This window comes from Caballeronia sp. GACF4, from assembly GCF_023631025.1.
GTDB lineage: Bacteria > Pseudomonadota > Gammaproteobacteria > Burkholderiales > Burkholderiaceae > Caballeronia.
Map to the genome: position 1 here is coordinate 183,312 of NZ_JALQDW010000007.1, position 13,287 is coordinate 196,598.

13 protein-coding genes are annotated in these 13,287 nt (G+C 64.4%); 6 read left to right on the plus strand and 7 right to left on the minus strand.

Features of this window, described 5'->3' with window-relative positions; genetic code table 11:
- The first annotated feature begins 20 nt into the window (after positions 1 to 20).
- Genes NCR40_RS09020 through iolB form a run of 6 tightly spaced genes read left to right on the plus strand, consistent with a single transcriptional unit; the run spans position 21 to position 7,575 of the window.
- Positions 21 to 1,187: an ABC transporter permease gene (locus NCR40_RS09020; protein ID WP_244825679.1), complete on the plus strand. Its 1,167-nt coding sequence runs from the start codon at positions 21 to 23 to the stop codon at positions 1,185 to 1,187.
- A gap of 10 nt (positions 1,188 to 1,197) precedes the next feature.
- The gene (locus tag NCR40_RS09025; protein WP_244825680.1) at positions 1,198 to 1,986 is read left to right on the plus strand and encodes an ATP-binding cassette domain-containing protein; all 789 of its coding nucleotides are present in this window, start codon (positions 1,198 to 1,200) and stop codon (positions 1,984 to 1,986) included.
- Between the two features lie 19 nt (positions 1,987 to 2,005).
- Positions 2,006 to 3,994, plus strand: coding sequence for a bifunctional 5-dehydro-2-deoxygluconokinase/5-dehydro-2-deoxyphosphogluconate aldolase (locus NCR40_RS09030; protein WP_250509264.1), 1,989 nt, complete (start codon positions 2,006 to 2,008; stop codon positions 3,992 to 3,994).
- Positions 3,991 to 5,859: a 3D-(3,5/4)-trihydroxycyclohexane-1,2-dione acylhydrolase (decyclizing) gene (gene iolD / locus NCR40_RS09035; RefSeq protein WP_250509265.1), complete on the plus strand. Its 1,869-nt coding sequence runs from the start codon at positions 3,991 to 3,993 to the stop codon at positions 5,857 to 5,859. The genes NCR40_RS09030 and iolD overlap by 4 nt, the downstream gene beginning before the upstream one ends.
- Positions 5,860 to 5,869: 10 nt before the next feature.
- On the plus strand, positions 5,870 to 6,772 hold the full coding sequence (gene iolE / locus NCR40_RS09040) for a myo-inosose-2 dehydratase (protein ID WP_250509266.1): 903 nt from the start codon (positions 5,870 to 5,872) through the stop codon (positions 6,770 to 6,772).
- The gene (iolB, locus tag NCR40_RS09045) at positions 6,769 to 7,575 is read left to right on the plus strand and encodes a 5-deoxy-glucuronate isomerase (protein WP_244825684.1); all 807 of its coding nucleotides are present in this window, start codon (positions 6,769 to 6,771) and stop codon (positions 7,573 to 7,575) included. Before iolE ends, iolB begins: the two co-directional genes overlap by 4 nt.
- A gap of 1 nt (position 7,576) precedes the next feature.
- Here the strand turns inward: iolB and NCR40_RS09050 are convergent, their stop codons facing one another.
- The 7 genes from NCR40_RS09050 to NCR40_RS09080 form a co-directional block, all read right to left on the minus strand.
- On the minus strand, positions 7,577 to 8,275 hold the full coding sequence (locus tag NCR40_RS09050; protein WP_244825686.1) for an ABC transporter ATP-binding protein: 699 nt from the start codon (positions 8,273 to 8,275) through the stop codon (positions 7,577 to 7,579).
- Positions 8,272 to 9,009 (minus strand): ABC transporter ATP-binding protein, encoded by a 738-nt coding sequence (locus tag NCR40_RS09055; protein WP_250509267.1) that lies wholly within the window; start codon positions 9,007 to 9,009, stop codon positions 8,272 to 8,274. Before NCR40_RS09055 ends, NCR40_RS09050 begins: the two co-directional genes overlap by 4 nt.
- Before the next feature lie 76 nt (positions 9,010 to 9,085).
- Positions 9,086 to 10,213 carry a branched-chain amino acid ABC transporter permease gene (locus tag NCR40_RS09060; protein WP_250509268.1) on the minus strand — a complete coding sequence of 376 codons (1,128 nt, stop codon included), beginning with the start codon at positions 10,211 to 10,213 and terminating at the stop codon, positions 9,086 to 9,088.
- On the minus strand, positions 10,206 to 11,087 hold the full coding sequence (locus NCR40_RS09065; protein WP_250509341.1) for a branched-chain amino acid ABC transporter permease: 882 nt from the start codon (positions 11,085 to 11,087) through the stop codon (positions 10,206 to 10,208). Before NCR40_RS09065 ends, NCR40_RS09060 begins: the two co-directional genes overlap by 8 nt.
- A gap of 70 nt (positions 11,088 to 11,157) precedes the next feature.
- Positions 11,158 to 11,595 (minus strand): acyl-CoA thioesterase, encoded by a 438-nt coding sequence (locus tag NCR40_RS09070; protein WP_244825692.1) that lies wholly within the window; start codon positions 11,593 to 11,595, stop codon positions 11,158 to 11,160.
- 17 nt (positions 11,596 to 11,612) lie between these two features.
- Positions 11,613 to 12,650, minus strand: coding sequence for a threonine aldolase family protein (locus NCR40_RS09075; protein WP_250509342.1), 1,038 nt, complete (start codon positions 12,648 to 12,650; stop codon positions 11,613 to 11,615).
- Between the two features lie 400 nt (positions 12,651 to 13,050).
- Positions 13,051 to 13,287: a hypothetical protein gene (locus NCR40_RS09080; protein ID WP_244825693.1), complete on the minus strand. Its 237-nt coding sequence runs from the start codon at positions 13,285 to 13,287 to the stop codon at positions 13,051 to 13,053.

Below are 13,287 nucleotides of genomic sequence, written 5' to 3' on the forward strand. Positions count from 1 at the left end.
GTATCAGTCAAGGAGCCATCATGGGCGTAGCCGGCAAGCATTACCCTCCACATGCGAATCCACAGCCAGAGTCGGCCGAGACGCAGGAGGCAGCAAAGCCCTCGGACGAACGCGTGCGCCGGCAATCGTGGTTCGGCCATCTGCTGAACCGGCCGGAGTTCGCCGCGATCTCGGGCACCGTGCTCGTGTTCATCGTGTTCGGCTTCGCGGCGGGTTCGTCGGGCATGTTCAACCTCGACGGCGTGATGAACTGGTCGCAGGTCGCCGCCTACCTCGGCTTGCTCGCGGTCGGCGCGTGTCTTCTCATGATCGCGGGCGAGTTCGATCTGTCCATCGGCTCTATGATCGGCTTCGCGGGCATGATGGTCGCGCTGCCCTCGGTTTATCTGCACTGGCCGTTCTCGCTGTCGATTCTCTTCGCGTTCGTCGCTTCCATGCTGCTCGGCGCGTTGAACGGCTACCTCGTGATGAAGACGCGGCTGCCTTCGTTCATCGTCACGCTCGCGTTTCTGTTCATCCTGCGCGGCCTCACGCTCGCGCTCTCGATCATGTTCGCGGATCGCACCATCATTTCCGGCGTCGGCGATCTCGCTCAACAAGACTGGCTCGCCGACACGCTCTTTCGCGGCGTCGCGCTGCACGGCCTCTTCGCGTGGCTCGCGCACATGGGGATCGGTCAGTTGCTCGATAACGGCCAGCCGCTCGTGCCGGGCATTCCGAAGGTCATCATCTGGTGGCTCGCGCTCGCCGCCGTCTGCGCCTTCGTGCTCGCCAAGACGCGCTACGGCAACTGGATTCTCGCGGTCGGCGGCGACGCCAACGCGGCCAAGAACGTCGGCGTGCCGGTACGGCGCGTGAAGATTTCGCTGTTCGTGCTCACCGCCTTCTGCTCGTGTCTCTTCGCCGTGCTGCAGGTGTGCGATATCGGCTCGGCAGCGGCCGATCGCGGCTTGCAGAAGGAATTCGAGGCGATCATCGCGGCGGTCATCGGCGGGACGCTTTTGACGGGCGGTTATGGCTCGGTCGTCGGCGCGTGCTTCGGCGCGCTCATCTTCGGCGTCGTGCAGATCGGCATCACTTATACGAACGTGAGTTCCGACTGGTTCCGCGTCTTTCTCGGCGTGATGCTGCTGCTCGCCGTGCTGTTCAATCACTACGTGCGCCGTCGCGTATCGCAAGCTCAGTGAGGCCAACGCCATGAACGACGACAACATTCTCGCGCTGGAAAACGTCAGCAAGTTTTTCGGCAAGGTCATCGCATTGAACGGCGTGACCTTGCGCCTGCGACGCGGCGAAGTGCATTGCCTGCTGGGCGATAACGGCGCGGGCAAGTCCACGCTCATCAAGACGCTGGCGGGCGTGCATACGCCGTCCGCCGGCGACTATCTCGTCGATGGCAAGCCAGTGCGCTTCGAGTCGCCGAAGGAAGCGCTGGATTTGGGCATCGCCACGGTTTATCAGGATCTCGCGCTCGTGCCGCTCTTGTCCGTTGCGCGCAATTTCTTCATGGGCCGCGAGCCGCAGAAGAAACGCTTCGGTCTCTTCAGCGTGATGGATCTCGATCTTGCCGCGGAGACTTCGCAGGCAAAGCTCGCGGAAATGGGCATCAACGTACGCGATCCGCATCAGCCTATCGGCACCATGTCCGGTGGCGAGAAGCAATGTCTCGCGATTGCGCGCGCCATTCACTTCGGCGCACGCGTGCTGATTCTCGACGAACCGACCGCCGCGCTCGGCGTGAAGCAGAGCTTCAACGTGCTGAAGCTGATTCACAAGGCGCGCGAAAAAGGCATTTCCGTGATCTTCATCACGCACAACGTGCACCACGCTTATCCGATCGGCGACTCCTTCACGCTGCTCAATCGCGGCCGCTCGATGGGCACCTACACCAAGGACACCATCTCGAAGAACGAAGTGCTCGACATGATGGCGGGCGGCGCCGAGATGCAGACGATGATCAACGAACTCGAAGGCGCGACGATCTGAGGATCGAGGACCACAAGCCATGCCAGAACAACACACCTCACGTTTTGCAGCGGACCGCGCGCACGATATCGTGTGCCTCGGCCGCCTCGCGGTCGATCTCTACGCGCAACAGGTCGGCGCGCGGCTCGAAGACGTCGCGACGTTTGCGAAGTATCTCGGCGGGTCGTCGGCGAATATCGCGTTCGGTTGCGCGCGGTTGGGGCTCAAGTCGTCGATGCTCGCGCGCGTCGGCAACGATCACATGGGACGCTTTCTCGTCGAAACACTCGCGGGCGAAGGCTGCGATGTGAGCCACGTGCGCACGGACTTCGAGCGTCTCACCGCGCTCGTGCTGCTCGGCATAAAAGATCGCGATACCTTTCCGCTCGTGTTCTATCGCGAGAATTGCGCCGACATGGCCGTGGACGAAAACGATTTCGACGAAGCGTATATCGCCTCGTCGAAGGCATTGCTCATCACGGGCACGCACTTCTCCACGGAACAGGTGAATCGCACGAGCCGCCGCGCGCTCGAATACGCGCGCCGAAACAACGTGCGCACGATTCTCGACATCGATTATCGGCCGGTGCTGTGGGGTCTGACAGGCAAGGCCGACGGCGAAACGCGCTTCGTCGCCGATGAAAGCGTCACCGCGCATTTGCTGCATATCCTGCCGCTGATCGATCTCGCGATCGGCACGGAAGAAGAGTTCCGGATTGCGGGCGGCAAGGACGATCTGATCGATGCGCTCGCCATGGTTCGTACCGTTACTCATGCCACGCTCGTCGTGAAGCGCGGGCCGCTCGGCTGCTCGATCATCGAAGGCGCGGTGCCCGCTTCCATCGACGATGCGCCCATTCATGGCGGCGTCGAAGTCGAAGTGCTCAACGTGCTCGGCGCGGGCGATGCGTTCGCGTCCGGCTTCCTCTCGGGCTGGCTGCGCGACGAATCGCTCGAAGCGTGTGCGCGCGCGGCAAATGCGTGCGGCGCGCTCGTCGTTTCGCGTCACGGCTGCGCGCCCGCCATGCCCACGCCCGAGGAACTCGTGTACTTCCTCGCGGCCGCAAAAGAAGACCCGGCACGCATGCGCCGTCCGGATCGCGATGCAAGCCTCGCGCGTCTGCATCGCGTGAGCCCCAAGCGCAAGCAATGGGACGAAGTGCTCGGCTTCGCGTTCGATCATCGCAACCAGTTTTTCGAGCTTGCGCAGCAGACCGGCGCAAACGAAACGCGCATTGCGAAGCTGAAGGGTCTTTTCGTCGATGCCGTCGCGAAGACGGAAGAAGAACGCGGACTGGCCGGCCGTATCGGCGTATTGATCGACGACCGCTACGGACAGGATGCGCTCAATGCCGCGACTGGCCGCGGCTGGTGGATCGGCCGTCCGGTCGAGTTGCCGGGCTCGATGCCGCTCGTGTTCGATCACGGCCGCGACGTCGGCACGACGCTCATCGAATGGCCGCGCGAGCATATCGCGAAGTGTCTCGTGCACTATCACCCCGATCATCCGCATGACGTGCGCCTCGAACAGGAAGCGCAACTGCGCGCGCTCTACGATGCAACACAGGCGAGTGGCAATGAACTGCTGCTCGAAGTGATCGTGCCGAAGAACGGACCGCCCGTGGAGGACGACACGGCGTATCGCGCATTGAAGCGCCTCTACAACCTCGGCATCTATCCCGAATGGTGGAAGCTCGAACCGATGAGCGCACAGCAATGGCAGGCCGTCGATGCGCTGATTGCCGAGCGCGATCCGTATTGCCGCGGCGTCGTGCTGCTCGGGCTCTCGGCGGCGGTCGATCAGTTGCGCGATCGCTTCAAGGCGGCGGCATCGTCCAAAACGTGCAAGGGCTTCACGGTCGGACGCACCATCTTTCACGAGCCGAGCCGCGCATGGCTCGCGGGCGAAATCGGCGACGACGAGTTGATCGCGCGCGTTCGCCACACGTTCGAAACGCTGATTTCCGCATGGCGCGAGGCGCGCGCGTCGCTGAATGCCGTGCAGCCAAGACAGGAGCAAGCAGCATGAATCAGCACGCTACCATCCGGCTGACCACCGCGCAGGCGCTCGTGCGCTATCTCGCCGCGCTGCGCACGGAAAGCGGCGAGGCGCTCTTCGGCGGCGTCTTCGCAATTTTCGGGCACGGCAATGTCGCGGGCATCGGCGAGGCGTTGTATCGGCATCGCGAGGAATTGCCGACGTATCGCGCGCACAACGAGCAAGCCATGGCGCATAGCGCGATCGCGTTTGCGAAGGCGCGTATGCGGCGCCGCATGATGGCTGTCACGACGTCCATCGGGCCGGGCGCCACCAATCTCGTGACGGCGGCCGCGCTCGCGCATGTGAACCGGCTGCCGGTGCTGCTTCTGCCGGGCGACATCTTCGTGTCGCGCGCGCCCGATCCGGTTCTGCAACAAGTCGAGGACGCACACGACGGCGGCGTTTCCGCGAACGATGCCTTGAAGGCCGTATCGCGCTATTTCGATCGCATCGTGCATCCGGCGCAGTTGTTGAGCGCGTTGCCGCGCGCGATCCGCGTGCTTACCGATGCCGCGCTCTGCGGTCCCGTCACGCTCGCGCTGCCGCAGGACGTGCAGGCGATGGCCTACGACTATCCCGCTTCGTTCTTCGAGCCGCGTGTGGTCGAGTTCCATGCGAGCGCGCCTTCACCGCATGAAATCGCGCGCGCCGCAGCGGCCTTGCGCGAGTCGCGCGAACCGCTGATCGTCTCGGGCGGCGGCGTGCTGTACGGCCTCGCCGCCGACGCGTTGCGCGCCTTCGCGCACAAGCATGGCGTGCCCGTCGCGGAAACGCAGGCAGGCAAAGGCGCGCTCGCTTGGGACGACGCCCTGAACGCGGGCGGAATCGGCGTGACGGGCGCGGCATCGGCGAATGAACTCGCGCAATCGAGCGATTGCGTGCTCGCGGTCGGCACGCGCTTGCAGGACTTCACCACGGGATCGAACACGCTCTTTGCGCATGCGCAACTCGTTTCGATCAACGCCAATTCTTTCGATGCCCTGAAGCAAGACGCGCTGAGCGTCGAAGCCGATGCACGCCTCGCACTCGATGCGCTTTCCGAAGCGCTCGGCGACTGGCGCGCGTCGTCGCAATGGACCACGCGCGCCAAACGTCTCGCCGACGACTGGCGCGAGACTGTCGCGCACGTGACGAACACGCCCGTCGCCGACAACGCCTTGCCGCGCGAAGCGGATGTCATCGGCGCGGTGCAGCGCTCGAAAGCCGATTCGCCGGCTGACGATATCGTCGTGTGCGCGGCGGGCACCTTGCCGGCCGACCTGCAGAAGCTGTGGCGCACGAGCGCGCCGGGCGGCTATCACGTCGAATACGGTTATTCGTGCATGGGCTACGAGATCGCGGGCGGTCTGGGCGCGAAGCTCGCGCGGCCGGAGCGCGAGGTGATCGTGATCGTCGGCGACGGCAGCTATCTCATGATGAACAGCGAGTTGGCGAGCTCCGTCATGCTCGGCGCGAAGCTGATCGTCGTGTTGCTCGACAATCGCGGCTATGGCTGCATCAACCGTTTGCAACAGGCATGCGGCGGCGCGCCCTTCAACAACCTGATCGACGACTGCAAGCAAGGCTCGCTCGGCGCACCGACCATCGATTTCGCGATGCACGCGCGTGCGCTCGGCGCGTTGTCGGAGCATGTGGCGAGCATCGACGACTTGCAGGCCGCGATGCAACGCGCGCGCGCCGCCGAGCGCAGCTACCTCATCTCCATCGACACCGACCCCGCGCGCACGACCGACGAAGGCGGATGGTGGTGGGAAGTCGCGGTGCCCGAGGTATCGGATCGCGATGCGGTCTTGTCGGCGCGCGAGCGTTACGAGCGCGCGTTGAAAGCACGCAGCGAAGGCAACTCTATCTAGGACCGCGCACATGTCTTTGCACGTACGGATCGGAATCAATCCCTTGTCGTGGATGAACGACGATTTGCCATCGCTCGGCGGCGAGACGCCCTTGTCCGTCGCGCTGACCGAAGGCCGGCGGATCGGTTACGAAGGCTTCGAACTCGGCAACAAGTTTCCGCGCGAGCCGCAGGCGCTCAAGACGCTGCTGGCGCAATACGACCTCGCGCTGGTGTCGGGCTGGTACTCGGGCAGACTCGCCGAGCGCAGCGCGGAAGAAGAGATCGAAGCCGTGGGTGCCCATCTCGACTTGCTCGCGCAAAACGGCGCGAAGGTGATGGTCTATGGCGAAGTGGCGAATTCCATTCAAGGCGCGCCGCGTCCGCTCTATCAGCGCCCGCGTTTTCTTGCGGATGCGCAGTGGCAACAGTATGCCGAGCGGCTGAATCGTTTCGCGGAATACACGCTGTCACGAGGCGTTCGGGTCGCCTATCATCATCACATGGGCGCGTATGTGGAGACGCCCGCGGACGTCGACCGTCTGATGGCGGAGACCAACGACGCGGTGGGCCTTCTTTTCGATGCGGGTCACATCACCTTCGCGGGCGGCGACGCATTGACCACGCTGCGCAAGCATATTGCGCGCGTGTGCCATGTGCATTGCAAGGACGTGCGCCCGGAGATCGTGAAGCTGGCGCGCAATCGCAACTGGAGTTTTCTCGATGCGGTCATCAACGGCGCCTTCACCGTGCCGGGCGATGGCGCGGTGGATTATCCCGGCATCGTCGCGTGTCTGGCCGAGCATGATTACGACGGCTGGCTCGTCGTGGAAGCGGAGCAGGACCCGGTGATCGCGCGGAGTTACCAGTATGCCGACAAGGGTTATCGCACGTTGCGCACACTTGTCGATGCCACATTCAAGGAGACGGCATGAGCCTGTTAGTGAAGGCATCGCGCGAAGGCCAGACGATCGCGCGTGTGACACCGGAATCCGCTGGCTGGAAGCATGTCGGCTTCGCGGCGTACCGGCTGGAAGAAGGTGAAGTGCTGCATGTCTACGACGCCGGGCGCGAGAGCTGCATCGTCGTGCTGACGGGCACGGTGAGCGTCGAGGCGGGCGACGAGCACTGGCAGTCCATCGGCTCGCGCGACAGTGTGTTCGAAGACGCCGCGCCCTATGCCGTCTACGTACCGCCGAAGCTCGCGGCAATCGTGCGGGCGGAGCGCGAAACGGAACTCGGTGTGGCGAGCGCGCCGGCGACGGGCGTGTATCCGCCGCGACTCATCGAGCCCTCGCAAATGAAGCGTTCGACGCGCGGCAAGAACGCGAATACGCGACACGTATGCGATATTCTTCCGCAGACCGAGGCTGCCGAGTCGTTACTCGTGGTCGAAGTTCGTACGCCGAGCGGCCATGCGTCGAGCTATCCGCCGCACAAGCACGATCACGACAACGTGCCTGTCGAAAGTTCGCTGGAGGAGACTTATTACCATCGGCTGAATCCGCCGCAGGGCTTTGCGTTTCAGCGTGTTTATACCGACGAGCGCGATCTCGACGAAACCCTGGCGGTGGAGAACCGCGACGTGGTGATGGTGCCGCGTGGGTATCATCCGGTCGTCGTGCCTTATGGCTACGATAATTATTATCTCAACGTGATGGCGGGCGATAAGCGCACGTGGCACTTTAAAAACGATCCGAAGCATGAATGGATCGTGGAGCGGGATAGCAAGGAGTGAGTTAACCCACCGACAGCCATTCTCGCTGCACATCGGCGCGTGTTTCCAGCTCCCCCAACGCCCCGTCGAACTGAACCGCGCCGTGCCCCATCACCGCGACGCGCGCATCGAGCATGCGCGCGATCGTCAGGCGCTCTTCGATCAGCAGTATGGCCACGCCGCGTTCGCGCAGACCCGCGAGGCAGGCCGCCACTTGCGTCAGCACTTGCGGCGCGAGCCCTTCGCCGGGTTCGTCGATGACCACCAACGACGGATCGCCCGCCAGCGTTCTCGCCAGCGCCAGCATTTGCTGTTCGCCGCCCGACAACGCGCCGGCCTTCACTCGCGCGCGCTCCCGCAACACGGGGAAGAGGCGATAAGCATCGTCCACACTGAAGCGCGTGCCCGGACGCTCGCCGAGCACGAGATTGTCGCGCACGCTCAAGCCCGGAAACACATCGCGCGTTTCAGGCACGTAGCCAATTCCCATGCGCGCGATGCGAAACGGCCGCAGCCCGACGAGCGATGCATCGCGAAACCGCATCTCGCCCTCGCAGCGCACGAGGCCCATGATGGACTTCGCGAGCGTCGAGCGCCCCGAACCATTGCGGCCCACGAGCGCGACGATCTCGCCTTCGGCTATCGACAGGTTCACGCCGTGCAGCACCTGTGCCGCGCCATGCCACGCGCGCAGATCGTGGATACGCAACCCGGCGCTCATCGCGATTCCCCCAGATACGCCTCGCGCACCGCGCGATCGTCGCGAATCGCCGCAGGCGTGCCGGTAGCGATCACGCGCCCTTGAACCAGCACGGAGATGCGATCCGCGAGGCCGAACACCGCGTCCATGTCGTGCTCGATGACGACGAGCGTGCGCCCTTGCGTCGTCGCCCGAATCAGCGCCAGCGCGCGCGATGCCTCCGCGCGGTTCATCCCCGCCGTGGGTTCGTCGAGGAGAATGAGCGGCGCATCGGTGGCAAGCGCGATGCCTAGATCGAGCGCGCGCTGTTCGGCATACGTGAGCCGTGCGGCGGGTACGTCGGCGTGAGCGGCCAGGCCGATGGCATCGAGCATGGCGCGGGCGCGGTCTTCGAGCGCGCGCGACGGCAGCCAGCGATCGATCCTGCGCGACGAAGCCGAGCCCAACGCCGCACAACGCAGATTGTCGAGCACGCTCAAGCCGGTGAAGACGCTCGTCGTCTGGAAGCTGCGCGCAAGCATTCGGCTAATGCGTTGCGGCGCGCGACCGGTGATGTCGATACCGATCGCCACGATGCGCCCTTCGTCGGGTTTGGTGCGCCCGGAAATGGTGTCGAAGAGCGTGGACTTGCCTGCGCCGTTCGGGCCGATGAGCGCATGACGTTCGCCGCTTTGCACTTGCAGATCGATACCGCGCAGAACGCGCGTCGGCCCGAACCGTTTCGCGATGCCGCGCAATTCGAGGGCGATGGTCATGGCGTGTACCCTTTGCGGCCAGCGGCAAAGATCGCCCTGAAGCGCTCGCCGAACTCACGCGGTTCAAGACCCATGTTCATCGCACGCCCCGCGCCCGTCGATCGATCCACGCGAGCCCAACGCCGAGCGCCAAGCAAGGCAACGCGATCCACCAAACGCCGTGCGGCAACGCGCTTGCATCCGCTTGTCGCGCATAGAGCGTCTCCACCGCGATGACCACGGCCGCACCGAACGCCAGCGTGCTCGACATGGCATACATGGTCGAACGAAGCGGGCGCGTGCGCATGCGCGTGAAGAAGCCAGCGACGCCATCGGGCGCCGCGACGATCACCCACACGAAGCACAGTCCGAGATACATCGGCCAGGCAGCGGACACGCTCGCCACCGCCACGCTGAAAAACGTGAGCAGCACCGCCCCGGCAATCGGCCCAAAGAAGCTTCCGGTCCCGCCGATGACCGTCGCCACCAGCACACTCGTCGATCTCGCAAGCCCGACGCTTTCCGCCGATGCCAGTTCGACATTCACGAGCGACAACACGCCTGCAATGCCCGCGAAGAACGCGGATACGACGAGCATCGTGAAGCGCACGCGCCGTGGCGACGCGCCTATCGCCGCCGCGCGCACGGGATTGTCGCGCACGGCGTTCGCGAGGCGACAAAGCGGCGTGCGCGAGAACGCGAACATCGCGCAAGCCGACACGACACACCAGCACGCGATCAACGCATACGCCTGCCGCAACGGGCCGAATGTCCATCCGAAGAGCGCAGCGCCGCTCGCGCGATCGATCGCCACGCCACCCTCGCCGCCGAACCAGCCCGGCACGAGCCAGACGCTTGCCGCAACCAATTCGCCGATGCCTAGCGTGATCATCGCGAAAGCCGTGCCGCCGCGTTGCGTCGAGATCGCGCCGAAGACGATGGCCGCGAGCACCGCAAAGCATCCGCCGATCAATGGCAGCAATGGCAACGGCACGCCAAAGCGATTGAACACATGCGCGGCGGCGAAAGCGCCGAACCCCGCATAAACCGCGTGACCGAAGGAAAGCAAGCCCGTCTGCCCGAGCAGCAAGTTGTACGAGAGCGCGAAGACGATGAGCGTCGCCGTCTGCGCGAGATACGCAAGCAGCCAGGATCGATCGAAGCAAAGCGGCGGTAGCGCAAGCGCCGCGACGAGTGCGAGCCACGGCGCGAGGGACTTAAGCATCGCCCGTCTCTTCACCGAAAAGTCCGCGTGGACGCGCCGCCAGCATCGCGACGAGCAACAGGTACGGCAGCACGGGCGCGAGTTGCGCGACGCTGAGCGCGGCCCAAGCGTCCGGCAAACGCACGCCGAACCAGGCAGCAATGCTCCCCGCCGATGCCGTCGTGCCCACGGCGAATGTTTGCACGCAGCCGATCAAGAGCGACGCGACGAGCGCCCCCGAAAGCGAGCCCAGCCCGCCGATGACCACGACGACGAACACGATGGGACCGACGGCGTCGGCCATCGACGGTTCGAGCACGGCAAGCGGCGCGCCGATCACGCCCGCGAGCGCCGCCAGCGCCGTGCCGGCGGCGAACACCGTCGTGAAGACGCGCGGGACATCGTGGCCGAGCGTTTCGACGGTCGCGGAATGCGTGAGCGCCGCGCGCACCACGAGCCCCGTCTTCGATACGCGCAACACGACATGCAACGCGCCGAGCATGAGGATGGCAAGCAGCATCATGAACACGCGGTAGCGTGGAAACGCGGCGCCGTACCAGGTGAAGAGCGGCCCTTCGAGCACGGAGGGAATCGTCGCGGGCAACGGTCCGAGCCCCCATACGAGCTTCACGCCCTCGCCTATCACGATGGCCGCGCCGAACGTGAGCAGCAACTCGGCGAGCGCGCCGCGCGCATGCACGCGCTTGAGCAGAAAGCGCTCGAACAACGCCCCCGCGCAGCCGACGATCAAAGGCGCCACGACGAGTGCCAGCCAGAATCCGCCATACGAAGCCAGCGCCTGACCGACATACGCGCCGAGCATATAGAAGCTCGCGTGCGCGAAGTTGAGCACGCCGAGCATCGAGAAGATGAGCGTGAGGCCCGCACAGAGCATGAAGAGCAGCAGCCCGACGCTCACGCCGTTGAGCAGGCTCACGCTGAACCACTGAAGCACGGAACAATCCTCAAGCGTTGACGAGCGGCTTCAAGGCATCGACAAGACGCTCGGGCAAAGGCACCGGCCGGCGCGTCATGCGGTTCACATAGACATGCACGAAATGGCCCTGCGCCGCCGCGCTCTTTGCGCCTTGCGTGAAGATGCCGACCTCGTAGCGCACGCTCGTCGTGCCGAGCTTTTCCACGCGCAAGCCCGCATCGATCAGATCGGGAAACGAAACCGACTCGAAGAAATTGCAGCGCGTTTCCACGACGAGCCCGATCGTCTCGCCGCCCGCGAAGTCGAGCACGCCCGAGCGCAGCAGATACTCGTTCACGACGGTATCGAAGTAGCTGTAGTAGACGACGTTGTTGATATGACCATAGACATCGTTGTCGGACCAGCGCGTGCTGATGGTGAGGAAGTGCGGATAGTCCGCGCGGCGCGTGGGTTGCGGTTTGCTCATCGTCGGCAGCGGCTGCATCAGCGGTTGATCGCTGCGAGTGCGCGGACTTCGTCGGCGAAGCGCTCGACGGTGTCCTCGCGCGTGTCCCATGCGCACATCAGGCGGCAGCCGCCCGACCCGATGAACTGATAGAACTTCCAGCCTTTCGCGCGCAAGGCGGTGGCGACGTGCGGCGGCAATTCCGCGAACACCGCGTTCGATTCCGGCTTGAAGAGCACCTGCACGCCGGGAATATTCGCGAGACGCTCGGCCATCGATTGCGCCATTGAGTTGGCGTGACGCGCGTTGCGCAGCCAGACATCGTTATCGAGCAAGCCGAGCCACGGCGCGGAGATGAAGCGCATTTTCGATGCAAGCTGCCCCGCCTGTTTCAGCCGGTAAGCAAAATCCACGGCAAGCGCCTTGTCGAAAAACACGACCGCTTCGCCGACCGGCAAGCCGTTCTTGGTGCAGCCGAAGCACAGCACGTCGACGCCCGCGCGCCAAGTAATCTTCGACGGATGCACGCCGAGCGTGGCGACCGCGTTGGCGAAACGCGCGCCATCCATATGCACGGTCAGATGCCGCCGCTTGGCGATGGCCGCAATCGCGCGCACTTCCTCGACGGTATAGACCGTGCCCACTTCCGTCGATTGCGTGAGCGAGACGACTTTCGGCTTCGGATAATGGATATCGGCGCGTCGGGTGACGAGTTCCTCGATCGCATCGGGCGTGAGCTTGCCGTTCTCGCCCTTGGCGGTCAGAAGCTTGGAGCCGCCGGAGAAGAATTCGGGGCCGCCGCACTCGTCGGTTTCGATATGCGCGAGCTCGTGGCAAATGACCGAGTGATACGACTGGCACAGCGACGCCAGCGCAAGCGAATTGGCCGCCGTGCCATTGAAGACGAAGAAGACTTCGCAGTCGGTCTGGAACAGATCGCGGATGCGGTCGCACACGCGCGCGGTCCAGGAATCGTCGCCGTAAGCAGGTTCGTGGCCGCTGGTGTTGGCCTTGACGAGCGCATCGAGCGCTTCGGGGCAGATACCCGCGTAATTGTCGGAGGCGAAGTGCTGGATGGATTCGTTCGGCGCGGTCATGGAATTCGCTGGAAGACTGGTAGAAGGCGCTGCACGAGCTTCGTGACCCGGGACGAGTGAAGATCGCGTGGTCGCCATCGTTGCGTGCCGTGCAAGCAGTCCGCTCATTTTATCCGCATCGCGCCGTGCATGATTCGAATGCGATTGAGCGATAGATCGTGTGCCGCGCCCGTTCTAATCGCGGGACACTTAGGATACCGACGGGCAGCGTCGAACGATTGCGCTATCGGTCTTGATTGCGCGTTGCCGCTACGAGCATTGACGACGTGGTGCCGTCAGCGCGCCGCTCCAATTCAACATGTCATCTGACGAAAAAGCGCGCCACCGAAGCCGGCGGCGCGCTTTATGGCGTAAACAATAACTTGGGTCGAGGCTGCGCTTACTTCGCTGTCGTGCCGCTGGCGGCGTTGGCTTGCTGCGCGGCCTTGTCCTTCTTGTTCGCTTCGTGATGGCCGATCGCGCAGCCACCCGCCGCGCCCACCACGCCGTGCTTGCCCGCGACGTGTCCCGCCACGCCGCCGACTGCCGCGCCTTCGAGACATCCCTTGGCCTGTGCTGCGCCCGTGGCGGCGATCATTGCGCCAGCCAGCACGATCGATGCAATCTTGTGGTTCAT

Excerpts from the sequence above, each read along its gene's own strand:
- NCR40_RS09050 (WP_244825686.1), bottom strand. The coding sequence starts at position 8,275 with ATGAGCGCCGGGTTGCGTATCCACGATCTGCGCGCGTGGCATGGCGCG.
- iolD (WP_250509265.1), top strand. The coding sequence starts at position 3,991 with ATGAATCAGCACGCTACCATCCGGCTGACCACCGCGCAGGCGCTCGTG.
- iolB (WP_244825684.1), top strand. The coding sequence starts at position 6,769 with ATGAGCCTGTTAGTGAAGGCATCGCGCGAAGGCCAGACGATCGCGCGT.
- NCR40_RS09070 (WP_244825692.1), bottom strand. The coding sequence starts at position 11,595 with ATGAGCAAACCGCAACCCACGCGCCGCGCGGACTATCCGCACTTCCTC.
- NCR40_RS09065 (WP_250509341.1), bottom strand. The coding sequence starts at position 11,087 with ATGCTCTGTGCGGGCCTCACGCTCATCTTCTCGATGCTCGGCGTGCTC.
- NCR40_RS09020 (WP_244825679.1), top strand. The coding sequence starts at position 21 with ATGGGCGTAGCCGGCAAGCATTACCCTCCACATGCGAATCCACAGCCA.
- NCR40_RS09060 (WP_250509268.1), bottom strand. The coding sequence starts at position 10,213 with ATGCTTAAGTCCCTCGCGCCGTGGCTCGCACTCGTCGCGGCGCTTGCG.
- NCR40_RS09055 (WP_250509267.1), bottom strand. The coding sequence starts at position 9,009 with ATGACCATCGCCCTCGAATTGCGCGGCATCGCGAAACGGTTCGGGCCG.
- iolE (WP_250509266.1), top strand. The coding sequence starts at position 5,870 with ATGTCTTTGCACGTACGGATCGGAATCAATCCCTTGTCGTGGATGAAC.
- NCR40_RS09080 (WP_244825693.1), bottom strand. The coding sequence starts at position 13,287 with ATGAACCACAAGATTGCATCGATCGTGCTGGCTGGCGCAATGATCGCC.
- NCR40_RS09030 (WP_250509264.1), top strand. The coding sequence starts at position 2,006 with ATGCCAGAACAACACACCTCACGTTTTGCAGCGGACCGCGCGCACGAT.
- NCR40_RS09025 (WP_244825680.1), top strand. The coding sequence starts at position 1,198 with ATGAACGACGACAACATTCTCGCGCTGGAAAACGTCAGCAAGTTTTTC.